This window comes from Porphyromonas sp. C0041D3, assembly GCF_056590575.1.
Genome location: NZ_JBWPWJ010000008.1, coordinates 16833 through 42853 on the forward strand (window position 1 = coordinate 16833; position 26021 = coordinate 42853).

The window sequence follows — 26021 nt, forward strand, 5'->3', positions numbered from 1 at the left end:
CTACCTCATTCCTGTTCTTTGTATCTTTTCAAAATAGGGCTATATAGCCGAAGTACCTTGTCTTGTACGCTTTGTGCAATCTCATCATCGCCCAAGACGGCATTTGCTTCAAATGCGAGAAGTCTTTGTTGTTTCATAAGCTCCTGCCTCCTATCATCGTCCGTGACGGATGAGAGGTTCCTTATTATGTAACCTCGGAGCTCATTGATAGCACTAGACATCACTTCTTTCTTAGTAAACGTTCTGATCTGCTCTAGCTGTCTGTCTGTCATAATAATTGCCTTGAATCAAAGTGTTATAGTCTAAGCAAATGTACGCATTTTTGTGTCTCGCAGACCTTATTCCATTAAGGCAAGGATTTGGGATCGGGGGCAGATCGTCCGACTTGTCCGACCCGTCGGGATCCATCCCGCCGGGGGGATGAGATCGTTGACTCCGGTTTCCGGTCCACCGATGACACTCTCGGGTAACCCCGTTTGTCATCCGGGGGTGGTGCTTTTTGTGCAAATTGCAGTTTTTACGATAAAAAGGGGGCGAAATAGGGCTCTTTTGGTGGCTAATATTTGTATTTATTGGCAAGAGTGGCTAATATTACAGACGCAAAGGAGTGAAACGACAGAGCAGAGTACCATCATGACCGACAAGAAGCCTACCACCATACAGCCTGCATCGCCGAGCGAAGCGACCCTCGTGCGGGGAAATATCCTCCACCGCTGGTGGGTGATCGTCCGCGACGGCTTCCGGGGCATGACCTGGGGCAAGCCGCTGATCTGGCTGATCCTGATCAAGCTCTTCATCATGTTTGCGATCCTGCGTGCCTTCTTCTTCCCCGACTTCCTTGCCTCCAAGGGCGACACAGAGGAGGAGCAGCAGGACTATATCGTTGAGCAATTTGTCGAGCGATCTATCCCGTAGACCACCCGAGCAGCTGTTATATAAAAAATTCACAAAACCTCATCTACATTATCTTATGTTACTCAGTTCACTTGTTGACTGGTCTCGGATCATGTTTGCCATGACGGCGATGTACCACTGGCTTTTTGTCCCGCTGACGCTGGGTATGGGCTTGGTGATGGCGATCGCTGAGTCGAAGTATCTCCGCACGAAGGAGGACTTCTGGCGCGAGACGGCCAAGTTTTGGCAAAAGATCTTTGGGATCAACTTTGCCATCGGTGTCGCCACCGGTCTGATCCTCGAGTTTGAGTTCGGCACCAATTGGTCCAATTACTCCCACTTCGTCGGTGATATCTTCGGTGCGCCGCTGGCGATCGAGGGCATCTTAGCCTTCTTCCTGGAGGCGACCTTCTTCGTGGTGATGTTCTTCGGCTGGGGCAAGGTCTCCGACCGCTTCCACCACTTCGCCACCTGGATGACGATCCTCGGTGCCACCATCTCCGCATGGTGGATCCTCGTCGCCAATGGCTGGATGCAGAATCCTGCCGGCATGCACTTCAATCCCGACACCGTCCGCAATGAGATGATTGACTTCGCTGCCGTGGCGCTCAACCCCATGGCTGTGGCAAAGTTTTTCCACTCCGTCATCTCCAGCTGGCTCCTCGGGGCGATCGTCGCCATGGGTATCTGTGGCTACTATCTGCTGAAGGATAAGCGCAATCGCTTTGCGCTCGAGAGCATCAAGCTCGCCTCCACCCTCGGCATCGTCGCTTCTGTGCTCACCATCGCCACCGGTCACCTCTCCGCCAATCAGGTGGCTGAGTACCAGCCGATGAAGCTCGCCGCCATGGAGAACCTCCAGCGCGGTCAGCAGGGTGCGCCACTCTCCATCATCGGTATGCCCAATAAGGATGCCCACCCCGTGCTGGCTCCGGAAGAGGACGCCTGGAACTTCAATCTCGAGCTGCCCAATGTGCTGAGCTTCCTCGCCTTCAATGACTTCAATGCCTATGTCCCCGGTATGCGCGACATCATCGAGGGAGGCTACACGAAGCGTGACGGCACCATCGCCATGTCCGTCGATGACCGCATCGCCTCCGGTAAGGTGGCGATCCAGGCTCTCGCTGACTACAAGGCGGCGAAGAAAGCGGGCGACGAGGCTGCTGCTGCCGGCTACCGTCAGGTGCTGGACGACAACTTCGCCAACTTTGGCTACGGCTTCATCGAGAATAAGGCCGACCTGGTGCCCAATGTCAGTATGCTCTACTACACCTTCCGCATCATGGTCTACCTCTCCGTCTTCTTCCTCCTCGTCACGATCCTCGGATACATCTTCTCCAAGCGGACGATCACCAAGCCGGCGGAGTACGACATGAGGCGCCAGGGATGGTTCTCCTGGGTGATGCTCATCAGCATCCCGCTCGTCTACATCTGCTCTCAGTGCGGCTGGGTAGTCGCTGAGGTAGGTCGTCAGCCGTGGGCGATCCAGGAGGTGCTTCCTGTGGGAGCCGCCATCTCGGATCTCAATGCCGGCAGCGTGCAGGTGACCTTCTGGATCTTTGTCTGCTTCTTCACCGCCATGCTGATCGCTGACATCTGCATCATGGTCCATGCGGTCAAGAAGGGCCCCCGGACCGATGAGGAGCTGCCCGCAGCCCCTGAGCGCTAATGTATCACCACAGATAGATAAGAGACACTACTTACTATGGCATCATACGATTTCTTACAGAACTATTGGTGGTTTATCATCTCGCTCCTCGCCGGGCTGCTGGTCTTCCTGATGTTTGTCCAGGGCGGACAGTCACTCATCTTCAGCCTCGGTAAGGACCCGAAGTACCGCCGTATGCTGATCAACTCGACCGGCCGCAAGTGGGACCTCACCTTCACCACCCTCGTCACCTTTGGTGGCGCCTTCTTCGCCTCCTTCCCCCTCTTCTACTCCACCTCCTTCCCCGGTGCGTACTGGGTATGGATGCTGATCCTGCTCCTCTTCGTGATGCAGGCGGTCTCCTACGAGTATCAGCACAAGCAGGGAAATGTGTGGGGTTCAAAGACCTACCAGGTCGCTCTGCTCCTCAATGGCATCCTCGCCCCGATCCTGATCGGTACGGCGGTGGCCACTTTCTTCACCGGAGCCAATTTCAGCGTCAATCCTGAGGCGCTCACCAATCTCGATGGTGGCAGCCAAAACGTCTCCACCTGGCTCCCCTACGACGTCCCCGGCGTCGGCCCCGTGCAGCTGCGCGGCCTTGAGGCGGTGCTCAATCCGATGAACCTTGTCTTCGGTCTCGCCGTCTTCTTCCTCACCCGCGTCACCGCACTCCTCTACTTCATCAATAACATCACCGACCCTGAGGTGAGCCGTGTCGCCCGGAAGCGTGTCCCCGCCAATGCGATCTGCTTCCTCGTCACCTTCCTCGCCTTCCTCATCTACGCCCTCCTCGGCAAGGGCTTTGCCGTCGATCCGCAGACGTCGGAGGTCTATATGGAGCCGTATAAGTACTGGCACAACCTGATCCAGCAGCCCGCCCTCCTCGTCGCCCTCCTTATCGGCGTCGTCCTGGTGCTCTACGGCATCGGCGTGACGGTCTTCAAGAAAGACTCCACCAAGGGCATCTGGTACCACGGTGTGGGTGTCGTGGTGACGGTGACGGTGCTCTTCCTCCTCGCCGGGTGGAATAATACCTCCTACTACCCCTCCTTCGGAGACCTGCAGAGCTCGCTGACGATCCGCAACTCCTCCTCCTCGCAGTACACCCTCAATACGATGATGTACGTCTCCTTCCTGATCCCCTTTGTCCTCGGCTACATCATCTACGTGTGGCGCAAGATGGACTTCCATAAGATCAATGAGTCGGAGATGGCGAAGGACGAGAAATACTGATCCCGCGACCTCCCGATAAAGAGAGAGAGGGTGCAGCCTGATCGCCAGGCTGCACCCTCTCTCTATATACCTCTCAGTGAAGAGTTGGGGGGACGACGCACCCCTGCGGGATCGTTAGGCGGGGCGGACCTTATAGGCGAATACCGGGTGACTGTTGCGCTGTCCGACTCGTCCGATATGACAGTGCGCTCGGTTGCGTGGCACCCCGACAGGGGTGCTCGTTTCATAGCCTCGGGTCGAAGGGCGTAGCCCCGATGACCCGTGGCGTGGATCAGCCATTACAATCGATCACGACCCCGCCAGGGGGTCGCACCGGCAGCCTAATCTCCTGAGTGCGACACCCTATCGGGGTCGTGGGGATTAAGGGGATCCGTTGGTAACCCGGAGTCTTCGGGGCTGCACCCCTCGACATCCGGGCTAAAAAGCGATGATCCCTCCGGGGCTGCCCCCCTGCGGGATCGGCAGGCGAGATGACACCCCATCAAGGGTGCTTTCTTCTTAGTTGTAATGCTCAAAGGCGTCACTAATCGATGCGATGCGCGCACGGCTTAGGGATTGAGTGACAAAAAGGCTACATTTGTAGAGAGTATAACCAGTACCGTAATATAATGAAGCGGCTTTTTGACTTTGTCGTCGTCGGCGGCGGCCTTGCAGGCCTATACTCTGCCTACCATCTCTCCCGACGCGGCTCCGTAGCCTTGATCGCTCAGGGAGCGGTCGAGGACAGCAATTCGTACCACGCTCAGGGCGGCATAGCCGCTGTCAGTGCGCCGGGCGATACCACCGATGAGCACTATGACGACACCATCGTTGCCGGTGTCTACCTCAACGACCCCGATGCCGTCCGCGTCCTCACGGAGGAGGCACCGGCACGGATAAGTGAGGTGGTCGGCATGGGGATGACCTTTGACAAGACCCCCGATGGTCAGACCGCTCTCGGGCTGGAGGGTGGACATCACCACCATCGGATCCTCCACGCCGGGGGAGACGACACCGGGCATCGGATCTCTGACTTCATGATCCGTCAGGTGAGGGCGCAGGAGGCGATCACCCTCTTTGAGCACCACGAGGCGCTGGAGCTGATCGTCCGTGAGGGACGCTGCCGTGGCATCCTCGTGTACGACAAGGAGGCACACCGCATCGAGCCCTTCCTCGCCGGCAGCGTGATCCTCGCCACGGGGGGCTGCGGGGCGCTCTTCAGCCCCACGACCAATCCTCCCACCGCCCTCGGGGACGGCTGCGCACTCGCTCATGAGGGCGGTGCGGAGCTGCGGGATATGGAGTTTATCCAGTTTCACCCCACGGGACTATACACGGAGACGGACCACGCCTTCCTCATCAGCGAGGCGGTCCGCGGGGAGGGCGCGATCCTGCTCAATGATCACGACGAGCCCTTTATGAAAGGGCGTCACCCCCTGGCCGACCTCGCCCCGAGGGACGTGGTGGCGAGGGAGATCTTCCGAGAGATGAAGAAGAGCGGTGCCTCGCACGTGCGCCTCTCACTGAGCCACCTGGACCCGGAGCGCATCCGCCACCGCTTCCCCACCATCACCGCCTACCTCGACTCCCTCGGCATAGACATCACCCGTGAGATTCCCGTGGCGCCTGCCGCCCACTATACCGTCGGTGGTATAGCGACAGACCTGGAGGGACACACCTCCCTACCCGGGCTGTACGCCGTCGGGGAGGCGGCGAGCACCGGTGTCATGGGCGCCAATCGCCTCGCCTCCAACTCCCTCATCGAGTGCCTCGTCTACGGCAAGCGCGTGGCGGAGAGGGCCGAGGGAGACCCCGTCGACCTCACCAACCTGCCGGAGGAGAGCGTGCCGAGCCTCGGTCGGGAGCAGTCGGAGGAGTGGTACCGGAGGGAGGGAAAGCCGATCGAGGAGAAGTGCGCCCGACTGATGACTGCCTACTGTGGCATCATCCGTCGCGGGGACGAGCTACGGCGACTGATCGTGCAGCTGGGCATCGAGGAGGAGCGCGTGCGACCGCTGAGCCGGGACAACGTCTACGCCCTGATGACCCTCCGGAGGCTACACCTCTCCACACTGATCGCCCGCTCCGCCCTCTCCCGAGAGGAGTCGCGCGGCTGCCACTATAGGGAGGACTTCACTGCGACAAAGCCACAGGGCAGCGTCTTCCACACGCTCATCGACCGGGACGATACCATTCGTCAAGAGCCGGTCGCAGAGGAGTAAGAGCGAGTCATTTTTTTCATCACCATACTTTAGCACAATCATGCATACATACGACATAGAGGAGGAGAACTTAGATCGTCTCATTGACCTCGCCCTCGACGAGGATGGGGTCTCGCACGACCTCGCCACCCTCTCGATCATCCCGAGGGAGGAGCTCCAGACCGCCTTCATCACTGCCAAGGCGGACGGCATCATCTCCGGCATCGAGGTGGCCCGCCGACTGATAGAGGCGGTAGCCGACATCGACGAGGAGGTGGACTATGAGCCGCTCGTCGCCGATGGAGACCACATCACCAAGGGGCAGGACCTGATCCGGATCCGCTGCACCTACCACACCCTCCTCGGTGCGGAGCGGACGATGCTCAATTTCCTCCAGCGCATGAGCGGCATCGCCACGGCGACAGCACAGCTCGTCAAGCTCTGCGAGGGCACCCGGGCGCACGTCCTCGACACGCGCAAGACGCTGCCGGGGCACCGACTGACGGATAAGATGGCGGTACGCCACGGCGGAGGGTACAACCACCGCCTCGGCCTCAGCGACATGTGCCTCCTGAAGGACAATCACATCAAGCTCGCCGGCAGCATCACCGCCGCCGTAGAGTCAGCGCGTCGCTCCCTCCCGCTCTCCATCAAGATCGAGGTGGAGACGGAGACCCTCGAGCAGGTGGAGGAGGCCGCACGTGTCGGCGCCGACATCATCATGCTGGACAATATGTCCACCGAGATGATGACCGAGGCGGTACGCCTCATCGATGGTCGGGCCAGGACCGAGGCCTCCGGCAACGTCTCCGCAGAGACCATCCGCGCCATCGCCGAGTGTGGCGTCGACTACATCAGCGTCGGCGCCCTGACCCACTCCGTGAGGGCGCTCGACATCAGTATGAACTTTGGACACAAGGAAAAGGGAACCTCAGACCGGAAATGATGACTCAGGAACAGCTCTACAGCGAGATCAAGCGACTTAAGGAGGAGAGAAATGCGGTGATCCTATCGCACTTCTACCAGACGGCAGAGGTGCAGCGCGCCGCGGACCTGCTCGGAGACTCCCTCCAGCTCTCTCAGGAGGCGGGGCGGACCGATGCGGAGGTAATCGTCTTCTGCGGCGTAAAGTTTATGGCCGAGACCGCCTCGATCATCTCGCCGGAGAAGCGGGTGCTCCTCCCCGTCCGCTACGCCGGCTGCACCCTCGCCTCAGCGATCAAGGGCTCTGACCTGAGGGCGTGGAAGGAGCAGCACCCTGACGGCATCGTCGTCAGCTACGTCAATACCACCGCCGACGTCAAGGCTGAGACCGACTACTGCGTCACCTCCTCCAATGCCCTCGACATCATCCGCAAGCTCCCTAAGGACTGCCCGATGCTCTTCTGCCCCGACCGCAACTTAGGCAACTACATCCGCTCCAAGACCGGGCGCGAGATGGACATCTGGGACGGCTGCTGCGTGGTCCACGAGGTGGTCAATCGCATCGCCGTAGAGCGTTTCCTCACGGAGTACACCGATGCCGAGCTGCTGATCCACCCCGAGTCCCCCGTCGCCCGAGAGAGAGACTATCAGGACAATCCGCGGATCCTCTTCGGCTCCACGGCGGCGATCCTCAAGCGTCCCGCCGCCTTTGCCGAGCCGCATACCTTCTGCATAGGGACAGAGATCGGCATCATGACGGAGCTGGAGCGGCGCTATCCGCAGCACACCTTCGTCAGTATGATCCCCGAGAAGCACTGCCGCACGATGAAGCTCATCAGCCTCCAGGACGTGTACGAGAGTCTCCTCCACGACCAGTATGAGGTGAAGGTGCCCGATGATGTCCGTGAGCGGGCGATCGTCCCGATCCGCCGTATGCTCGAGATGAGCAAGTAGGGGTGACGCATTTGATCTTTACATAAGTCATCCAACTCATCGTGAAGAGTGGGGTACGAAGCACCCCGACAGGGGTGCCCGTTTTTTAGCCCGGATGTCGAGGGGCGCAGCCCCGAAGACTCCGGGTTACGATGGGGCTCTATCCCAGCGACCCCGCTAGGGTGTCGCACTGATTGCCTGACTGGTAAGTGCGACACCCTAGCGGGGTCGTGCATCTTAAAGAACGTCTTCTTACCCGGGGTCTTCGGCACTTCGTGCCTCGACCACCGGGCTAAAAAGCGATGATCCCTCCGGGGCTGCGCCCCTTCGGGATCGGCAGGCGGAATGGCACCCCGTCAGAGGTGCTTTCTTTTTAGCTGTAAAACTCAAATGCGTCACCCCTGGATGAGCAATTGAGCCTGAGGGGATAAGGAGAAATTTTCCCAGTACCGATGGCCCCATCCTCCGATTGAGAGAGGGGGCTTACGCTCCTCCTGCGAGGGAGGGAAGATCCATCGAGATACCGAGGGAGAGGCGTGGCGTGAGCCGGGGCAGCTCGGCACCCGGTAGCGCAACGCTCGGCGGGACGAGATCGTACGACACACCCGCTGAGCCGTACACCCTCAGCCCACGGCCGACCGATGCGGAGAGCCTCAGCCCGGCACGCAGGTCCACCATCATCCGCCTCTCTCGCTCACCCTCCACGAGGAGGAGGTCACTCTCCGTCTCACTCCGGAGCGGCAGAGAGAGTCCCACGGCACCATAGCCCGAGAGCTCTGAGGCACCTATCCGGAGTAGCCGGGCAGTCACGCCGGGGCTTACGCCTATGGCATGCATATCCTGCCTGTAGTAGCCCCGGACACCCTGCTCCGCCAGCTCAAGTCTCTGCCAGGAGTAGGAGACCCCGAGATCGGCATAGACCCTCTCACCCACGATCGGATGCATCAGGTGCGCCTCCACCTCCATGACCGGTCGGCGCGTAAGCCGGACTGCGGCATCCTCGTGCTCAGAGCGTGAGGTGGAGGTGAGCAGTGCCATGGGGCTCCCACCGCTTATCCCGCTGCGCCCGGGGATCAGTGCCGAGGCGAGGAGCCGGGCGGCGGGCGAAGGTCTCGGTACGACCGGAAGGGTACCCCTGCTACTTTGCCCCCCTACTTTGCCCCCCTTCGCCGGTCGATAGATGGCAGAGTGGCTTGTCTCTGGGAGGGTACCTTCGCTACTTTGCCCCCCTACTTTGCCCCCCTTCGCCGGTCGATAGATGGCGGGGAGACCTATCTCCGGGAGAGCATTCGTCGCGAGACGAACCTCCGTGGGGCGGAGCGGCTCGATGGGCTGCAGCCTCTTGCGGGCAGGGTGACTATGAAGAACGGATGGCGAGTTCGTCTCCCCGCTCTCCTCCGTCCCCCTCTGCGCCACAGGCGAGGAGGGCACCTCACGGAAGACCGGATCACCCGGCAGAGGCACCAGGCCCTCCTCCGTATGAGGTGTGACGAGCAGAGCAATCAGCAGTCCCGCCACCGCTGCGACCATACTCGCTGCAATCAAGATGCCACGCTGCCGCCTCTTCCTCGGGACAAGTGCCGGCACCACCGGTGCCACCTCGGCTGCAGGGAGCTCGACCCCCTTCAGCCTCTCTCTCAGAGCAGCCTCCCAGGCTCCCGGGGCGGCGCTCACTCTCTTTCTCTCTCCTTTATCCATTGCTCCAGCTTATCCTTTAGTCTCTTCTTGGCGCGGCAATACTGCGATGCAGAGCTACGCTCCCCGATCCCCAGCATCTCGCCTATCTCCCTGTGCGAGTGTCCCTCGATGGCGTAGAGGCTGAATACCTGCCTATACCCCTCGGGCAGCTCCCCGATCATCTGCAGCAGCAGCTCCGGGCTGACCTGCTCAAGGAGAGACACCTCCGCCTCGCTGTCCTCCTCCGCCGCCACCTCCGTCAGGTCATCCATCGGGCACATATGCGCCTCATGGAAGCTCTTGAGCGAATTGAGCGCCGTGTGGACAACAATACGCTTCACCCAGCCGTAGAGCGAGCCGTCCCCCCTGTAGGAGAAGGTCTCGGCGTGACGACACACCTTGATCATCGCCTCCTGGAGGACATCCTCAGCCTTGTCGCGGTCGCCGGTGTAGCGATAGGCCACCGCCAGCAGCTGACCGGCATAGCGCCGATAGAGGAGACGAAAAGCCGCCTCCTCGTCTGACCGCAGCAGATCTGCTATCTCTCTATCGCTCATGCGTCACAGGATCCATCTACTCTCCCAACAACCCTCCACCCGATATACTGCATCGAGGGAGGGTGCAAAGTTCCTATAATATCCCGATCCGCCATCCCCTGACGTCAGAGACTTTCCTAATACCGATATTAGTGATGACCAATACCGATATTAGTGAAGTCTAATATCGGTATTAGATTTCATCGACAGCGATGCAGTATTTCGTGGGGGTCGTTGTTAGGTAGGTGAAGGGGGGACGAGGCCACTGCCTCTCTGCCCCGGGAGATTAGTTTTTTTACACCCAATAAAAAGTATCAAGACATCATGAAGTCACTACTCAAGGTCGGCGCACTCGCCACCATCACCCTCCTCACCGCTGTCGGCGCCACCGGCTGCAAGGACAAGGATAAGCCGGTCAATCCCGACAAGATCACCGTCACCCTCGACGCCACCGCCAAGACCATCGAGGTAGGCAAGAGCGAGACCCTTAGGGCAACCATCAAGGGGAAAAACGTCAAGGGCGTCACCATCCTCTGGCAGAGCAGCGATCCGAAGGTAGCCACCGTGGACAAGAGTGGCACCGTCAAGGGCATCAAGGCCGGCACCGCCAAGGTGACCGCCACAGCCTCTCGCGGCAAGGCCTCTGCCTCCTGCTCCATCACCGTCAAGGAAGCCAAGAAGTAACCCATACATTTATTCACCATCCCTTCTGTGAAAAAATGCTGTGCCCTCCCGGCGCAGCATTTTTTGCTTGGTAGTAAAGAGGGGACCATCAGAAGAGCTTTCCACCCAAGAGAGAGCTATCGTAGGAGCCACACGGCGATAAACACTCTTGCGCTTCCTCCATACCGCAGTGACACAGAGGGTCATTTGACACACTTTTTTCCTCAAAGAGCGCCGCTATTATAAAAGTTTTTCGTATTTTTGCTCCGTTGGTAAGGATAAGATACGAAACTTACACTTAACAATTAGGACCACGAAGTCAGCCACCATGGTACCCTTGAGACCTATTCTGTGAGCTATCCGCGACGCGAGTCACAGTCCTTGTGACGACTGTTACGACAAGCTTACAGATCGGAGGGTGCAATAACCGGGACTAAGTGTCGCTACAAATATTCATCACTCAAGTAATCAGCATGAAACAGACCCTAAAAGCAAGACTGGCCTGGCTCCTCGTAGCCTGCCTGTGCTTATGCTCTACGGCTGCTCTCGCCCAGAAGACTGTCACGGTGACCGGAACGGTCGTCGAGACCTCCGGGGAGCCTATCATAGGTGCCACTGTGGCCGTCATTGGCCAGAGTGGACTGGGAGCAATGACCGACCTTGACGGCAAATTCACGATCAAGGGCGTCCATGAGAATGGGACCCTCCGCATCTCCTACGTAGGTATGAAGACCCAGGAGATACCACTCAATGGCAGGACCACCCTCACCATCACGCTGCAGGAGAATGCCGAGCTCCTCGATGGCGTGGTAGTCACCGCACTTGGTATCAAGCGCTCTGAGAAGGCGCTGTCGTACAACGTCCAGCAGGTCGAGAGCGATCAGCTCAATACGGTCAAGGACGCCAACTTCGTCAACTCCCTATCCGGTAAAGTGGCAGGTGTAAGCATCACCCGCTCCTCTGCAGGTATCGGTGGTGCGACCAAGGTGACGATGCGTGGATCCAAGTCTATCGCGGGGAATAACAACGTCCTCTACGTCGTCGATGGTATGCCCATAGGCAACCAGTCTCTCGCCGGTGATGGCAGCGAGTATGGCCGCCCCGGTAGCGGTGAGGGGATCTCGGACTTCAACTCGGAGAACATCGAGTCGATCACCGTCCTCACCGGTCCCTCTGCAGCAGCACTCTACGGAGCCGCTGCAGCCAATGGTGTCATCCTGATCAATACCAAGCAGGGCAAGGAGGGCTCCCTGAAGGTCAATTTCTCATCCAATACGGAACTCCTCCGGGCCGGGATCATGCCTGACTTCCAGAATACCTACGGCAATAGACCCGGTAGCTACTACAGCTGGGGAGACAAGCTGGCTCAGCCCTCCACCTTTGACCCCAGGGACTTCTTCCAGAATGGCTTCAATACCATCAACTCCCTGACACTGACCGGCGGGACCAAGCAGAGCCGCACCATCGCCTCCGTGGCAAGCACTCACTCCAAGGGTATCATCCCTAATAATGAGTACTACCGCTACAACTTCAGTGGACGTAACACCGCAGACTTCCTGGACAATAAGCTCCACATTGACCTTGGGGCTGACTACATCCTGCAGGGGGATCAGAACATGATGTCCGGCGGACGCTACTTCAATCCCCTCCGCTCGCTCTATCTCTTCCCGAGAGGAGAAGACTTTGAGAACGTAAAGATCTGGGAGCGCTACAATCCCGACCGCAATATCTACGAGCAATACTGGCCTTACGGCACTCAGGGAGAGGACTTTGAGAATCCCTACTGGGTCGCCAATAAGGAGATGTTTTACTCTAAGAAGCATCGCTATATCTTCAATGCTCGGGTACAGTATGACTTTGCAGACTGGATCAACCTCGCCGGTCGTGTCCGTATAGACAATACCTACAACTCCATCTGGACAAAGCTCCATGCCACCACGCTCTCACTACTCGCCGGTGACATCGCTGACAATCCGATGGGAAGCTTCACAGAGACTGAGAGTCGCTTCAAGCAGACCTATGCCGATGTGATCCTCAATATCAATAAGACCTTTGGGACAGACTGGTCGCTCTCTGCCAATATCGGTAGCTCCTTCGATGACCACTACGCCACCGGAGTCTCTGTGGGCGGACCGCTTAAGCTTATCCCCAACTTTTTCTCCACCTCTAATGTCGATCCCGACAAGACCGGAGGAGGCGGGCAGTCCTACAACCGTACACGCAATATTGCACTCTTTGCCTCAGGCGAGCTCGGGTGGCGCAATATGGTCTACCTCTCCCTGACCGGACGCGCCGACTGGGCCTCTCAGCTGGTGGCCAATGGCAAGACTCCTGCTATCTTTTACCCCAGTGTCGGTCTCTCCGGAGTCATCTCGGAGATGGTCGAGATGCCTGACTGGTGGAGCTTCCTCAAGGTACGTACCTCCTTCACCGAGGTGGGCTCACCCATCTCCATGACCGGTATTACCCCGGGGAGCATCACGTACGAGATGCAGCCCGGTAAGGTCAATCCGATCACCATCTACCCCTTCCCCGACTTCCGCCCCGAGCGCACCCGCTCGTATGAGCTGGGGATCAACTCCCGATTCTTCCGGGGTGACCTATCCATCGATGCGACCTTCTACGAGTCGCATACGTACAATCAGACCTTCCTCCAGAAGCTCTCCGGAGGATCGGCCTACTCAGGCTTCTACGTACAGGCGGGGGACATCCGCAATCGTGGTGTGGAGCTCTCTCTCACGGGGGGTCACACCTGGGGAGACTTTGACTTCAGGTCCACGCTCTCCTACACTCGCAATGTCAATCGCGTGATGCAGCTGGTGAAGGGCTACACCAATCCTATCGATGGGACGACCTTCGACATCGATGTGCTGGAGAACCCCAAGTATATGCGTGTCGGTGACTCCATGGATGACATCTTCGTCCGCGGGATCCTCGCTAAGGACGCTGACGGCAAGCTGATCGAGGAGGGCAACGGCTACCGCATCGATCGTACCCAGCTGCTCAAGGTAGGACGTGTGACGCCTGACTTCATCCTCGGGTGGAACAACCGCTTTGCCTACAAGGGGCTCTCCCTGAGCTTCCTCATCAATGCCAAGGTGGGCGGCAACGTCACCTCCAATACCCAGTCCTATATGGACGGCTTCGGCGTATCCAAGGTGACTGCAGACGCACGCGATGCCGGTGGAGTGGTCGTAGATGGTACCACCTACGATGCAGAGAAGTACTATACAACCATCGGTAACAACCACCTGATGGCGTACTATCTCTACGATGCCACTCAGGTCAAGCTCCAGGAGCTCTCCGTGGGCTACACGCTCCCCAAGAAGTGGCTCGGCAGCTATCTCCAGAGTGCCAGCCTCTCCCTGATCGGGCAAAATCTCCTGACGATCTATCGAGCTGCTCCATTTGACACCGACCTTGCAGGCGGTGTGGGCACTTACTCTGCCGGTGGCGACAACTTTATGCCCCCGAGCATGCGCAGCATTGGACTAAGCATCAAGCTGGGCATCTGATAGGTCATCCACTAACGATACAGAGATGAAAAATCATGAATAAGAATAACATCGGCAAAGTCCTACCGATACTTACAGCCGGACTCCTGACCCTGGGATCCGCCTCCTGTACGAGGGACTTCCAAGAGATAAATACCAACCAACTCCAGCCGACGGACGAGATCCTCAATAGGGACAATATCCGCAACAGCGTCTACCTACCCGACCTGCAATTCAATGTCGTCTTCACAGCGCTGGAGGGGACCAATGCGGTCAATGACTATCAGATACTCAATAATCTGACAGCAGACTCCTGGGTGGGCTATATGGCTCCGACTAATGATAAGTGGGATGGCAAGAATCTGGGTCAATTCTACTTCGACGTGGGGTGGAATAATATGGGATTCAATTGCATCATCCCCCGGATCCTCAATCCCTGGATGCAGACGCGCGACATCACCATGCGTGGTGAGACTAAGAATGAGGAGATCTTCTCCATCGCTCAGATCTGCAAGATCATGGGGATGCAGAAGGCTACCGACATGTTTGGTGCCATCCCCTACTCCGAAGCGGGTAATGGCTCCTTCACAGTGCCCTACGACTCTCAGGAGGCTGTGTACAAGTCTTTCCTCAAGGAGCTCACCGAGGCGGTGGACGTCCTCTATCGCGCCTCAGGTCGTAAGTTGGTAGTGAAGGACTACGTCTACAATGGCGATGCTGCCAAGTGGGCTCGTCTCGGCAACTCCCTTATGCTCCGAGTAGCGATGCGTACCCGATTTGTGGATCCGGAGCTGGCTAAGAAATATGTGGAACAGGCCTGCGCTCACCCGGCCGGTGTGATCACCAGCGTCGACGACCAGGCACAGATCGACCAGAATAGCGGCGTGCAGACGCTCAACTCTCTCCACGTGATCGCTGAGTCGTACGACGATACACGTATGGGAGCATCCATCTACTGCTACCTCACAGGCTACAGAGATCCTCGCCTGGACAAGTACTTCAAGCCCAGCTCCTACGGAGACTACGTGGCCGTCCCGCCGGCGCTGCCGAATACAGGAGACGCCTATAAGGTGGCCTCCAAGCCACTGACCAAGCAATTCGGTCCCACCGTATGGATGAGGGCCTCTGAGGTGGCGTTCCTCCGCGCTGAGGGTGCACTCGCAGGATTTGCCGTAGGAGGTAGTGCCAAGGAGCTGTACGAGGAGGGAGTCAAGCTCTCCTTTGCCGAGCAAGGTGTCGAGGGAGCGGATAGCTATCTCCGCTCCACCGCTCAGCCTGCTGTATTCAGTGACCACATCCGCTCGGAATACTCTGCCGGTGCTCCATCAGAGATCTCCCCGAGGTGGGACTCTGCAGCTGGTGAGGAGGTCAATCTGGAGCGCATCATCACTCAGAAGTACCTGGCACTCTTCCCCAATGGACAGGAGGCCTGGACCGAGTGGAGACGCACCGGGTACCCGAGGCTCCTGCCGGCGAATACGAATATCTCCAACTTCGATGTCATCACCTCTGACGGGCATAAGGATGGCGTACGCTGCTGGCCCTACCCTCTCGATGAGCTTAATCAGAATAAAGCTAATGTCCAGGAGGCCATCAATAAGTACAAGGGTGGCTCCAATGGTGCCAACATCAATGTCTGGTGGGACACCAAGGATAAGCGATAAGCACCGATCAATACAAGAAACCGTATCATGAAAAAAATAGTATTATCAAGCCTGCTCTGTGGCGTGGTCTTGGCGGGTGGACTCATCTCCTCTTGCTCACTCGCTGATGGCGAGGGGGACTCTCTCTACGGCAACGGCAAGACACCCAATGCGGTCTATATGAAGAATGCCACCCCGACCGGTGTCGTCTCCACGCTCATCAAGGAGGGGCAGGGTGGATTCGTAGACCTCACCCCTCAGCTCGCTGCCCCGGCAGAGGAGGATGTAGCTGTCACCATAGCTGCTGATGCTGAGCTGGTCAATAAGTATGCTGAGCGTAATGGCCTCAAGTTTAGAGGTCTGACTAAGGAGGACGTCCTCTTCATCGATAGCGATGGTAAGGAGCACGCGGGCGAGATCACGGTGACGATCCCCAAGGGGAGCGTCCAGACCAGCGTCAGCTGTGGCGTCAGGGCTCTGGATGACGACAAGTACCCCTTCAGTGGTAAGTGGGCCATCGGTGCAGAGATCACCAAGTGTGATGCCGGAGTAACCCTTCTCTCTCAGCCCAAGTCGACGATCATCACGCTTAATCGGCAATTCAAGACCTCAGTCATGCACTGGATCCACTCTGATGAGCTGGTAGTGCAGATGAATGAGCCTGTGCAGCAGGATGTGACCGACTGGACCTTCCAGATGCAGGTACACTTCTCCAGACTTGGTCGCAACGACTGCTACGTCGCCAGCCCCAATCAGACCGTCGCCAATCTCTTTGGATTCTCCGGATCGGAGTGGTACACCCGCATCTCTGAGGAGGGCGGACTGCAGCTCAAGATGGGCCGTGATGGTGGCGACACCTGGACCAATAAGCCTCTCCAGGCTAAGAAGTGGATGCAGATCACCTACACCTTCCACCGCACAGGGACCAATCGCGGTGTCGTCTCGGCTTATGTCAATGGTGAGCTGCAGAAGACGTGGATCTCCGATGACTACTCCTGGGCAAAGGGCACCAAGGAGGCCGGATGGCGATTTGGAGGCTGTCCATGGGGCGACGACTACGTACGAGAGGTCAAGATGTGGAATAAGGTGCTCTCTCCGGCGGAGATGCAGGAGAAGCTCTATCTCCCTGAGGACCCCAAGGACCCCAATCTGATCTTCTATGTCCCCCTCAATCGTGAGACCATGAATCCCGACACCAACGAGATCCAAGAGCTCACCGGTAACGCTCACGTGATCACCAAGGACAATACCTCCTTTGAGATCGTGGACAACGTGATCTTCCCCAACGACGACCTCGTGATCCTCTCTGAGGAGTAACCCCACACAGAATAAAAGTATTATGAGACTACATATATCCGCTACAGGCATCCTCGCTGCAGCCCTTACGCTCGCATCGGTCGCCTGCACCAATATTGTCCCCCTCGACGTGGACGATGAGGCTCAGCAGGAGCTGATCGATAAGCGCGAGAAGCCCAAGAAGGAAGCTGAGAAAAAGCTCCTCGACGAGAATAAGGCTGACTCTGCCCGGATCGCCGAGAGCAATAAGCTCAATCGCCAGAAGTACCTCGAGGACCTCAGAGCATACAAGAAGAGTGATCATATGATCACCTTTGGCTGGTTTGCCAACTGGAATCCCGAGAGCCCTGATCCGGTCTTTAACCTCGACCTCCTCCCCGACAGTGTAGACTTTGTCTCCAATTGGGGTCCCTCCTTCAACCTCTCACAGGCACACAAGGAGCAGCTCAAGCGCGCACATGAGCGTGGCATCGGCATGACCATCGGCTGGATCGTCGGCGATGTCGGTCAGGGCATCAATGCCCCGGAGGGCGGCTGGATGCAGTGGAGAGATCAGAGTGGCGAGGTAGACTGGCGCAAGTCCATCGAGGCTTATGCTCAGGCGCTCGCTGACTCGATCCAGAAGTACGACTACGATGGATTTGACCTCGACTACGAGCCCGCCTATATCTCTCCCGATGGCAAGAGACAGTCCTGCGGTACCTGGAGCAGCGATGACGTCGTGGCGATCATCTCTTGCAGCCAGTCCGGCAACAAGGAGCGGGAGAATTACTTCTTCCGTCAGCTGAGAGAGAAATTTGACGAGAAGGAGAAGGCTATGGGCAAGAAGCTTATGCTTAATGTCAATGGCGCTCTGCACTGGCTCGACCCCGATGCGGTACAGTACTTCGACTACTTCATCGCCCAGAGCTACAATAATACCGGCTCTCGATGGGCCTCCTCTGTCGATCGCTTTGCTGGCAAGGGCATCACGCGCAAGCAACTACTGATCACAGAGACATTCCAGACCAATGAGCCGAATGCCAATAGCTTTATCAATAACTACGCCCGCGTAGCTATAGCGAATGGCTTAGGTGGCGTGGGAGCCTTTCACATCAATGAGGATCACATCTATGGACCCAACTACGGAAACATCCGCGGTGCCATCAGCCTCATGAATCCCCCGATGATACCTGAGAAGAACCTCAAGTGATACAGATAGTTATGAGATCAATAAATAGACTATTTACTCCGCTCCTCTCGGCACTTACCCTGCTCGGCATGGCAGCCTGCAGTAAGCCCGACGTGGAGATCGTGGAGTCCAATTACGAATTTACGCCCAGCGAGAAAGCTACCTCGGTGGACAAGCCGGCACCCTATATCTTCGAGGGAGGTAATTTCGTTGCCCCCAAGAGTGGTCAAGAGCCCCTTACCTTCCTCATCAATGGTAAGGACGGGCACTTTGCCCCCAAGGGCGAGAGTGCTCAGGAGGCGATCGTGGAGGTGATCAAGGGCGAGACGCTCAGCGACGTAAGTATGTCTGTGCGTGTCAGCAAGGATAAGTTTATGAGCCTCGGGCTGAGCAGAGAGGGCTTCCTGGAGCTCCCCGAGGAGATCCTGACCTTTGACAAGACGGTGACCATCGCCAAGGGAGATAAGTCCGCCACTCTGCATATCAGCCTGCCTGAGAGCATTGAGGCAGACCTTAAGGACGGCAGCTACGCTACGGTCCTGGAGCTGGTGCCCTCAGGCGAGGACTTCCACACCGCTGAGGGACTCAATCAGATCATCGTCAAGGTCGCTGTCAATAGCCTTGACTACCTGAGGCCTAATGTCACGATGATCGACGAGATCCCGGCCGGAGCTGCGAGGATCCCCTCCCTCGACCTCTCCGCCTCCGCCAACTACTATGACGACCACACCGACTACGTGCTCGACGGCGACAAGAGTAACGATACCAGTCGCACATGGATCTCGGGTAGCGCAAGCAGCAATGCACTCACCCTCTCTCTCGGGGATGAGCCTCGCATGGTCGGCTATGTCTACATCTACAGCCCGATCTATCAGTATGGATCGAGACTCTACTCGACCGGATTTACCCGCTGTGGCGTGTGGATCTCCGACAATGGTGGCCGCAACTTCTACGATATGGGCACGATGGAGGGCATCGATCGGGGCAGGAACGAGTATGTGATCCGCCTCGACAAACCCGTACCGGTCACAGATATCCGTATCGATCGCTTCGGAATCATGTTCCGCGAGGGAGCATTCATCGGTGAGGTGGAGCTCTATGAGCCTGTCTCGGAGTAACCTCAGAGACTGAGCCCCAAGGGTCTCCTGCTTAAGACCCTATGAGAAAGGAGGTCCCGGCAGCAATCTGTCGGGACCTCCTTTTATTATTGGTCGCACTTTAACAATTACTCATACAGCAGATGGGGAGCGGGAAAGGACAAAAAGGCAGACAACTGAGGGACTTTTGTCATAGCGTGAGTGGATATCTTTGGCTAACTTAGTCGGCGAATAGGAGAGGAAAGTTTCCCACTACCTACTCTTACAAAACCATTACCTCACTTTATATCAGAGCTTTACATATGGAGACCGCTATGCTTAAGGAGGAAAGAGTTGTCCAGATGGACAATCCACAGCGCACAGAGAGTCACCCGTCAGCGACCACCATACTCGAGGTGATCAAGCGGGATGGGCGCAGAGTGCCCTTCGACAAGAGCAAGATCACCATCGCCATCGAGAAGGCGATGAACTCCTCCTCGGGGATCTACGAGGCGGGGCAGGCGGCGCAGATCGCCGACGAGATAGAGAGCTATGCCGCCATCGTACGCACGCCGATGACGATCCACTCCATCGAGGAGATGGTCTACTACAAGCTGACGATGTACGGCAACATCGCCACCGCCAAGGCATACGAGAGCTACCGGTCGGTGCAGGAATTTAAGCGGCAGAGCAATACCAACGACTCCAGCATCCTCGGCATCCTCAATAAGACCAACCGAGGCGTGATGGACGAGAACTCGAATAAGGATGCCAAGATCGTCTCCACGCAGCGCGACCTGATCGCCGGCGAGGTCTCCAAGGATATCGCCCGCCGCCTCCTTATGCCGGCAGACATCGTGATGGCGCACGACAGCGGGGCGATCCACTTCCACGACATGGACTACATCATCCAGCCGATGTTCAATTGCTGCCTGATCAACCTCGAGGATATGCTTCGCCGCGGCACTTGCATCAATGGGAAGAAGATCGACAGCCCCAAGAGCTTCCAGGTCGCCTGCACCATCACCACACAGATCATCGCTCAGGTCGCCTCGGGTCAATATGGCGGTCAGTCGATCAACGGCATCGACCGCATCCTTGCGCCCTACGTGCGCCGGAGCTTCGACAAGTATCTCAAGTACGCCCTCGATGACCAGGAGAAGATCTACGGCATAGAGCCCAATCTCGAGAAGGCCAAGGAGGTGGCGTGGAAGCGGACGAAGAAGGAGGTGAAGGACGGCATCCAGACGATCCAGTACCAGATCAATACCCTCATGACGACGAATGGGCAGGCTCCCTTTGTCACGCTCTTCATGTACTTCCAGCCGGGGTACGAGTACGAGCGGGAGGCGGCGCTGATCACCGAGGAGATACTCCGGCAGCGGCTCGAGGGGATCAAGAATGAGTCAGACGTCTACGTGACGCCCGCTTTCCCCAAGCTCATCTACGTCCTCGACGAGCACAACGTCCACCCCGACAGCAAGTACTACTACCTCACCGAGCTGGCGGCGAAGTGCACCGCCCGCCGTATGTACCCCGACTATATCTCTGCGAAGAAGATGCGGGAGATCTATAAGGGCAACGTCTTTGCCCCGATGGGCTGCCGCAGCTTCCTCTCCCCCTGGCAGGATGAGGAGGGAAAGTTTGTCTTCGACGGACGCTTCAATATGGGCGTCGTCAGTCTCAACCTTCCCCAGATCGGCATCCTCTCCGGCCGGGACGAGGAGCGCTACTTCACCATCCTCGAGAAGCGACTCGAGCTCTGCAAGCGGGCGCTCCTCTTTCGCTACGAGCTGCTGAAGGACGTCACCAGCGATGTTTCACCGATCCACTGGCAGTACGGGGCTATCGCCCGGCTCAAGCCGCACCAGCGGATCTACGACTACCTCCAGCGGGGCTACGCCACCATCTCGCTCGGCTATATCGGTCTCTACGAGGCCTCTATGCTGGTGACGGGAGGGCCGCACACGACAGAGGAGGGGCATCGATTTGCACTCCGGGTGATGCGCCGGCTGAGGCAGGCTGTGGATGAGTGGAAGGCGGAGACCGGGCTCGGCTTTGCCCTCTACGGCACGCCAGCCGAGAGCCTCACCAATCGCTTTGCCAAGATCGACCTCGCCCGCTTCGGCTCTATAGAGAATGTCACCGATAAGGGCTACTACACCAATAGCTACCACGTCGATGTGCGGGAGCCGATCAGCGTCTTCGAGAAGTTTGACTTCGAGAGCGAGTTTCAGGACCTCTCCACCGGCGGTATGATCTCCTACGTCGAGATCCCCAATATGACCAATAACATCCCCGCCGTGCTAACGATGATCCGCTACATCTACGACCACATCACGTACGGAGAGTTCAATACCAAGAGCGACTACTGTCACGTCTGCGGCTTTGACGGCGAGATCAAAGTAAATGACGACAACGAGTGGGAGTGTCCCCAGTGCCACAATAAGGACCGCTCCAAGCTCACCGTCATCCGGCGCACCTGCGGCTACCTCGGGGAGAATTTCTGGAACGAAGGGCGGACAAAGGAGATCAAGTCCCGCGTACTGCACATTTAGTACAGATGCCTCTCCACTACGCACAGATCCGCCGGTACGATGTGGCCAATGGCGAGGGGATCCGCACCTCCGTCTTCGTCACCGGCTGCACGCTACACTGCGTTGACTGCTTCAACGTCCTCTACCAAAACCCCGCCTACGGGACCGAGTGGAGCGAGGAGACGACCGCCCGGGTGATCGGCTACCTCCGTGACCCCAATGTCGCCGGGCTCACCCTCCTCGGGGGCGAACCGATGCAGAGCCCCGGGCTGGTGCCGGTGGTAGAGGAGATACGGTGCGCTCTGCCGGAGGGCAAGACGATCTGGGTCTACTCCGGCTACACCTACGAGCAGATCGTGGCGGACCCCGATCGGAGGCGCCTCTTGGAGCTCTGTGATGTCCTCGTGGACGGTCGCTTCGTCGCTCGGCTCCGGGACCTGCGGCTCCGCTTCCGCGGCAGCTCCAATCAGCGGATCATCGCCATCCGCCCCTCCCTCGCCGCCGGCACCCCGGTTCTCTACGATCCCGCATAGGCAGCTCCCAGACAATCCAAAGAGGTTTCGAGCGTAGTGACTCGAAACCTCTTTTTTATACTCCTTCGCAGAAGGATCGTTGATGAAGATGGGAGATAATGTCAGCGGTCGGCGAGGAGGCGGAGGGCGCTCTGCGCTGCCATCTGGTCTGCGGCCTTCTTGCTGGGACCGCTACCCCGAGAGAGGATCTCGCCCTCGGTCCCGATGCGGAGCGCGATGTGGTGGACCACCTCACCCGGTGTCTCCTCCGTCTCCCCGAGGTAGTCAAAGAGGTAGGGCGTGCCCTCCCGCTGCATCTTGATGATAAAGGCCGACTTGTAGTCCTCCTCCTGACGAGAGACCTTATCCATATTCTTCCGCGAGATCACCACCTGCTTCTTGACAAAGTCGGCAGTCGCCTCAAATCCCTTGTCGAGGTAGAGCGCCCCGATGAAGGCCTCGAGGGCATTCCCAGGCACATCGCTGTGCTCGAGGTCGACCCCGGGGGAGACCCTGAGGACCTTATCGATCCCCATATTGCGAGCCAGCTTATTGATCTGCTTGCGGCTGCTGAGGAAGGAGCGGATCTGCGTCAGGCCACCCTCATCCTCATCGGGATAGAGGCGGTAGGCGGCGGCAGCGATCACCGCACCGAGGAGGCTGTCGCCGAGGTACTCGAGCCGCTCATTTTGCTTCCCCCCGTTACTGCCGACATAAGAGGAGTGGGTGAGTGCCTGGGCAAAGGTCCTCCAGTCGGTCGGCATCTGTCCCGTCACCTCGTGGACAAAGCTCTCCACGCTGCGTCGATACTCCTCTGCAGGAGTGATCCTCCGCCTCCTTGCGGGGACTTGACCGAGAGTTCGGACCCTCTGCCTAAGCAGGTCCAGGAGGCGTCCCATGTGGCTCATCGCCATCTTACTTCCACTTCTTGAGTATGATGGTACCATTGTGCCCTCCGAAGCCGAAGGTATTGGAGAGCGCATACTCTATGGGGCGCTCCTTAGCGGTATTGAAGGTAAAGTCGAGCCTCGGGTCGAAGTCCGGATCATCGTCATCCGCAGCGTGATTGATCGTCGGGGGGATGATCCCGTCCCTGAGGGCGAGGATCGACAGCACCGCCTCGACGGCTCCGGCCCCACCGAGGAGGTGACCAGTCATCGACTTCGTGGAGCTGATGCTCATCTCGCTCACGTGATCGCCGAAGAGGTCGACGATGGCGCGCGCCTCACTGATATCCCCGACGGGGGTGGAGGTGCCGTGGACATTGATGTAGTCGATCTTGTCGGGCGTGACTCCCGCATCCTCCATAGCGCGCGTCATCACGAGGCGAGCGCCCAGCCCCTCGGGGTGAGAGGCGGTGAGGTGGTAGGCATCGGCACTCATACCGACACCGACGATCTCCGCGTAGATCCGTGCCCCGCGTGCCACGGCATGCTCCATCTCCTCCAGCACGAGGACCGCACCGCCCTCACCGAGGACGAAGCCATCCCTACTCTTGGAGAAAGGCCGAGAGGCGGTCTCGGGGCTGTCGTTGCGCGTCGAGAGCGCCTGGAGGCTATTGAAGCCTCCAAGCCCGCTGACAGAGATCGCTGCCTCCGCTCCACCGGCGAGGCAGATGGGCGTGCGACCGAGACGGATATTATCGACCGCAGAGATAATGGAGTGGGTCGAGGAGGCGCAGGCGGAGACGGTGCCAAAGTTGGGTCCCCGGAAGCCATACTCGATCGAGATCACCCCGGCAGCCATATCGCTGATCAGCTTAGGGACCATATAGGGAGAGAAGTGGGGTCCCTTCTCGGCATCGTAGTCGAGGATATTCTCCTCGAGAGAACCGATCCCTCCGATGCCACTGCAGACGATCACCCCGATCTCATCCTTATCCTCCCGCTCCAGATCGAGCTGAGAGTCCTCGAGCGCCTCCCTTGCAGCGATGAGGGCAAATTGGGTGTACCGGTCGCACTTCTTGGCCAGCTTACGGTCCAGGAAGTCGGTCACCCGGAAGTCCTTCACCTCGCAGGCAAAGTGTGTCTTGAAGTGCTCCGGGTCAAAGAGCGTGATCGGCCCGGCGCCACTACGCCCGGCCTTGGCTGCTTCCCACGTCGTTGGCACATCGTATCCGAGCGGCGTGATGGCGCCGACACCGGTGACGACTACTCTTTTTAGCTCCATTGTATATGATTGATTACACAGAGTGAAGTCCATATGGACATCCGATCTCCCCCGGTACCCCTACGAGCAAAGGGGATGGGTCCGCAGCTACGGACACACCCCCTATGATCTGTCAGGCGGACAGAGCCGTACCGGCATCGGGACAGCTCTCTCCGAGGCACAAAGCCCCTACGACAGAGGCTCCGTTGATCGATGATTAGCGATCCTTGACAGCCTCCAGGACGTGATCCACAGCATCGCCGACGGTCTGGATCTTCTGAGCCTCGTCGTCCTCGATCTTGATATCAAACTCCTTCTCAAACTCCATGATCAGCTCCACGGTGTCGAGAGAGTCTGCACCCAGGTCCAGGGTGAAATTAGCCTCATCCTTTACCTCAGAGGCATCGACATTAAGCTTGTCAACGATGATGTCCTCTACCTTCTTTGCGACTTCGTCACGTGTCATATTGGTATGTCTATTTAGTAATTAAGTATTGAAAAAACGTATCTTTGTCTCACAAGGATGGGAGCAACGCACGGCATACCTCACCCTTTGACAAAGCAAAGATACATATTATTTGCACAATGAAATAAGTTCGTGCATTTTCACGTTATGACTAAGATAGCAATATTTGCCTCCGGCAACGGGACCAATATGGAGCAGATCGCTGAGTACCTCGCCGCCCACCCGGAGGCAGCGCTCTCCGTCGCCTGCGTGGTGATCAACCGCCGAGAGGCCTATGTGCGCCATCGAGCAGAGCAGCTAGGGATCGAGGTGAAGTACTTCACCCGCGATGAGCTGGCCGACCCTGAGGTGCTGTTGCCCTACCTCCGTGAGCGAGGAGTGGAGGCGATCGTGCTGGCGGGGTACATGGCGCTCATCCCGCACTTCCTCCTCGAGGCCTATCCGGGTCTGATCCTCAATATCCACCCCGCACTCCTGCCCAAGTATGGGGGCAAGGGGATGTACGGCATGCACGTCCACGAGGCGGTCCACGCCGCCGGCGAGCGGGAGACCGGCATCACGATCCACGAGATCGATGAGCAGTACGACCGCGGGCGGACGATCTATCAGGCACGTACCGAGATCAGCCCCGAGGATACACCAGAGGATATCGCCGCCAAGATCCACCTCCTCGAGCGCGACCATTACCCCCGCATCGTGGCCCGCTGGATCGAGTCAAAGCGCGAGGAGCACCTCCTCCACCGATAGTCCCAAGGCAACCCTGTCCTCCCCCCCCCTTTTCTGTGGGAGAAATCTAATACCGGTAAAAGAAAACTCTAATACCGATATTAGAGATCACTAATACCGATATTAGTCGCACCTAATATCGGTATTAGATTTTTGCCCCCTCTGCGCTGCCTTATCGGACGAATCGGACAAGTCGGACCGGTCGGACGAGTCGGACAGCGCAAGAGACACCTGGGATCCGCCAAGGAGATCCGCCCCGCC

At 58.0% G+C, this 26021-nt stretch carries 21 protein-coding genes; 15 read left to right on the plus strand and 6 right to left on the minus strand.

What is annotated here, in order from left to right:
• Positions 1 to 5 precede the first annotated feature (5 nt).
• Positions 6 to 272 (minus strand): hypothetical protein, encoded by a 267-nt coding sequence (locus tag AC1EKE_RS06795; protein WP_480308790.1) that lies wholly within the window; start codon positions 270 to 272, stop codon positions 6 to 8.
• Positions 273 to 633: 361 nt separating this feature from the next.
• On the opposite strand from AC1EKE_RS06795, the gene AC1EKE_RS06800 reads away from it, so the two are divergent.
• The 6 genes from AC1EKE_RS06800 (at position 634) to nadA (ending at position 7836) form a co-directional block, all read left to right on the plus strand.
• Entirely contained in the window at positions 634 to 915 is a 282-nt protein-coding gene (locus AC1EKE_RS06800) for a DUF4492 domain-containing protein (RefSeq protein ID WP_480308791.1), read from the plus strand.
• Positions 916 to 970: 55 nt separating this feature from the next.
• Positions 971 to 2563 carry a cytochrome ubiquinol oxidase subunit I gene (locus AC1EKE_RS06805; protein WP_480308792.1) on the plus strand — a complete coding sequence of 531 codons (1593 nt, stop codon included), beginning with the start codon at positions 971 to 973 and terminating at the stop codon, positions 2561 to 2563.
• A 36-nt stretch (positions 2564 to 2599) separates the two neighbouring features.
• Positions 2600 to 3778 (plus strand): cytochrome d ubiquinol oxidase subunit II, encoded by a 1179-nt coding sequence (locus tag AC1EKE_RS06810; protein WP_480308793.1) that lies wholly within the window; start codon positions 2600 to 2602, stop codon positions 3776 to 3778.
• Between the two features lie 608 nt (positions 3779 to 4386).
• Positions 4387 to 5979: an L-aspartate oxidase gene (gene nadB, locus AC1EKE_RS06815; protein ID WP_480308794.1), complete on the plus strand. Its 1593-nt coding sequence runs from the start codon at positions 4387 to 4389 to the stop codon at positions 5977 to 5979.
• 40 nt (positions 5980 to 6019) lie between these two features.
• Positions 6020 to 6904 (plus strand): carboxylating nicotinate-nucleotide diphosphorylase, encoded by an 885-nt coding sequence (gene nadC, locus AC1EKE_RS06820; RefSeq protein ID WP_480308795.1) that lies wholly within the window; start codon positions 6020 to 6022, stop codon positions 6902 to 6904.
• A complete protein-coding gene (gene nadA, locus AC1EKE_RS06825) occupies positions 6904 to 7836 on the plus strand; it encodes a quinolinate synthase NadA (protein WP_480308796.1) in 933 nt (310 codons plus the stop codon). The genes nadC and nadA overlap by 1 nt, the downstream gene beginning before the upstream one ends.
• Before the next feature lie 462 nt (positions 7837 to 8298).
• On the opposite strand, the gene AC1EKE_RS06830 is transcribed toward nadA, so the two are convergent.
• Positions 8299 to 9513, minus strand: a complete 1215-nt coding sequence (locus AC1EKE_RS06830; protein ID WP_480308797.1) for a hypothetical protein — start codon at positions 9511 to 9513, stop codon at positions 8299 to 8301.
• Positions 9486 to 10049, minus strand: a complete 564-nt coding sequence (locus AC1EKE_RS06835) for an RNA polymerase sigma factor (protein WP_480308798.1) — start codon at positions 10047 to 10049, stop codon at positions 9486 to 9488. The genes AC1EKE_RS06830 and AC1EKE_RS06835 overlap by 28 nt, the downstream gene beginning before the upstream one ends.
• Positions 10050 to 10352: 303 nt before the next feature.
• Between AC1EKE_RS06835 and AC1EKE_RS06840 the strand changes: the two genes are divergently transcribed.
• The 8 genes from AC1EKE_RS06840 to nrdG all read left to right on the plus strand — a co-directional run bounded on the left by AC1EKE_RS06840 (position 10353) and on the right by nrdG (position 22441).
• Complete coding sequence (locus AC1EKE_RS06840) at positions 10353 to 10712, plus strand: Ig-like domain-containing protein (RefSeq protein ID WP_480308799.1); 360 nt, start codon at positions 10353 to 10355, stop codon at positions 10710 to 10712.
• A gap of 452 nt (positions 10713 to 11164) precedes the next feature.
• Positions 11165 to 14206: a SusC/RagA family TonB-linked outer membrane protein gene (locus AC1EKE_RS06845; protein ID WP_480308800.1), complete on the plus strand. Its 3042-nt coding sequence runs from the start codon at positions 11165 to 11167 to the stop codon at positions 14204 to 14206.
• Between the two features lie 35 nt (positions 14207 to 14241).
• Complete coding sequence (locus tag AC1EKE_RS06850) at positions 14242 to 15849, plus strand: SusD/RagB family nutrient-binding outer membrane lipoprotein (RefSeq protein WP_480308801.1); 1608 nt, start codon at positions 14242 to 14244, stop codon at positions 15847 to 15849.
• Positions 15850 to 15876: 27 nt separating this feature from the next.
• Positions 15877 to 17145, plus strand: coding sequence for a LamG-like jellyroll fold domain-containing protein (locus AC1EKE_RS06855; protein WP_480308802.1), 1269 nt, complete (start codon positions 15877 to 15879; stop codon positions 17143 to 17145).
• 22 nt (positions 17146 to 17167) lie between these two features.
• On the plus strand, positions 17168 to 18316 hold the full coding sequence (locus AC1EKE_RS06860) for a glycoside hydrolase family 18 (RefSeq protein WP_297128357.1): 1149 nt from the start codon (positions 17168 to 17170) through the stop codon (positions 18314 to 18316).
• Positions 18317 to 18327: 11 nt separating this feature from the next.
• Complete coding sequence (locus AC1EKE_RS06865; RefSeq protein WP_480308803.1) at positions 18328 to 19413, plus strand: hypothetical protein; 1086 nt, start codon at positions 18328 to 18330, stop codon at positions 19411 to 19413.
• Positions 19414 to 19694: 281 nt separating this feature from the next.
• Positions 19695 to 21929 (plus strand): anaerobic ribonucleoside-triphosphate reductase, encoded by a 2235-nt coding sequence (nrdD, locus tag AC1EKE_RS06870; protein ID WP_480308804.1) that lies wholly within the window; start codon positions 19695 to 19697, stop codon positions 21927 to 21929.
• A gap of 5 nt (positions 21930 to 21934) precedes the next feature.
• The gene (nrdG, locus tag AC1EKE_RS06875) at positions 21935 to 22441 is read left to right on the plus strand and encodes an anaerobic ribonucleoside-triphosphate reductase activating protein (protein WP_480308805.1); all 507 of its coding nucleotides are present in this window, start codon (positions 21935 to 21937) and stop codon (positions 22439 to 22441) included.
• A 101-nt stretch (positions 22442 to 22542) separates the two neighbouring features.
• Here nrdG and AC1EKE_RS06880 read toward each other — a convergent pair whose 3' ends face one another.
• From AC1EKE_RS06880 to AC1EKE_RS06890, 3 genes are all read right to left on the minus strand, one after another.
• Positions 22543 to 23319: a ribonuclease III family protein gene (locus tag AC1EKE_RS06880; RefSeq protein ID WP_480308806.1), complete on the minus strand. Its 777-nt coding sequence runs from the start codon at positions 23317 to 23319 to the stop codon at positions 22543 to 22545.
• 16 nt (positions 23320 to 23335) lie between these two features.
• Positions 23336 to 24589, minus strand: a complete 1254-nt coding sequence (gene fabF / locus AC1EKE_RS06885; RefSeq protein ID WP_297128342.1) for a beta-ketoacyl-ACP synthase II — start codon at positions 24587 to 24589, stop codon at positions 23336 to 23338.
• 196 nt (positions 24590 to 24785) lie between these two features.
• Complete coding sequence (locus AC1EKE_RS06890; protein ID WP_070466942.1) at positions 24786 to 25034, minus strand: acyl carrier protein; 249 nt, start codon at positions 25032 to 25034, stop codon at positions 24786 to 24788.
• 147 nt (positions 25035 to 25181) lie between these two features.
• On the opposite strand from AC1EKE_RS06890, the gene purN reads away from it, so the two are divergent.
• The gene (gene purN, locus AC1EKE_RS06895) at positions 25182 to 25781 is read left to right on the plus strand and encodes a phosphoribosylglycinamide formyltransferase (protein ID WP_297128337.1); all 600 of its coding nucleotides are present in this window, start codon (positions 25182 to 25184) and stop codon (positions 25779 to 25781) included.
• Positions 25782 to 26021: the final 240 nt, after the last annotated feature.

Coding starts and splice junctions, on each gene's coding strand:
- AC1EKE_RS06880 (WP_480308806.1), bottom strand. CDS start 23,319: ATGGGACGCCTCCTGGACCTGCTTAGGCAGAGGGTCCGAACTCTCGGT.
- AC1EKE_RS06850 (WP_480308801.1), top strand. CDS start 14,242: ATGAATAAGAATAACATCGGCAAAGTCCTACCGATACTTACAGCCGGA.
- nadB (WP_480308794.1), top strand. CDS start 4,387: ATGAAGCGGCTTTTTGACTTTGTCGTCGTCGGCGGCGGCCTTGCAGGC.
- AC1EKE_RS06890 (WP_070466942.1), bottom strand. CDS start 25,034: ATGACACGTGACGAAGTCGCAAAGAAGGTAGAGGACATCATCGTTGAC.
- AC1EKE_RS06855 (WP_480308802.1), top strand. CDS start 15,877: ATGAAAAAAATAGTATTATCAAGCCTGCTCTGTGGCGTGGTCTTGGCG.
- purN (WP_297128337.1), top strand. CDS start 25,182: ATGACTAAGATAGCAATATTTGCCTCCGGCAACGGGACCAATATGGAG.
- AC1EKE_RS06830 (WP_480308797.1), bottom strand. CDS start 9,513: ATGGATAAAGGAGAGAGAAAGAGAGTGAGCGCCGCCCCGGGAGCCTGG.
- AC1EKE_RS06840 (WP_480308799.1), top strand. CDS start 10,353: ATGAAGTCACTACTCAAGGTCGGCGCACTCGCCACCATCACCCTCCTC.
- nadA (WP_480308796.1), top strand. CDS start 6,904: ATGACTCAGGAACAGCTCTACAGCGAGATCAAGCGACTTAAGGAGGAG.
- AC1EKE_RS06800 (WP_480308791.1), top strand. CDS start 634: ATGACCGACAAGAAGCCTACCACCATACAGCCTGCATCGCCGAGCGAA.
- nrdG (WP_480308805.1), top strand. CDS start 21,935: ATGCCTCTCCACTACGCACAGATCCGCCGGTACGATGTGGCCAATGGC.
- AC1EKE_RS06795 (WP_480308790.1), bottom strand. CDS start 272: ATGACAGACAGACAGCTAGAGCAGATCAGAACGTTTACTAAGAAAGAA.
- AC1EKE_RS06860 (WP_297128357.1), top strand. CDS start 17,168: ATGAGACTACATATATCCGCTACAGGCATCCTCGCTGCAGCCCTTACG.
- AC1EKE_RS06805 (WP_480308792.1), top strand. CDS start 971: ATGTTACTCAGTTCACTTGTTGACTGGTCTCGGATCATGTTTGCCATG.
- AC1EKE_RS06810 (WP_480308793.1), top strand. CDS start 2,600: ATGGCATCATACGATTTCTTACAGAACTATTGGTGGTTTATCATCTCG.
- AC1EKE_RS06845 (WP_480308800.1), top strand. CDS start 11,165: ATGAAACAGACCCTAAAAGCAAGACTGGCCTGGCTCCTCGTAGCCTGC.
- nrdD (WP_480308804.1), top strand. CDS start 19,695: ATGGAGACCGCTATGCTTAAGGAGGAAAGAGTTGTCCAGATGGACAAT.
- AC1EKE_RS06865 (WP_480308803.1), top strand. CDS start 18,328: ATGAGATCAATAAATAGACTATTTACTCCGCTCCTCTCGGCACTTACC.
- nadC (WP_480308795.1), top strand. CDS start 6,020: ATGCATACATACGACATAGAGGAGGAGAACTTAGATCGTCTCATTGAC.
- fabF (WP_297128342.1), bottom strand. CDS start 24,589: ATGGAGCTAAAAAGAGTAGTCGTCACCGGTGTCGGCGCCATCACGCCG.
- AC1EKE_RS06835 (WP_480308798.1), bottom strand. CDS start 10,049: ATGAGCGATAGAGAGATAGCAGATCTGCTGCGGTCAGACGAGGAGGCG.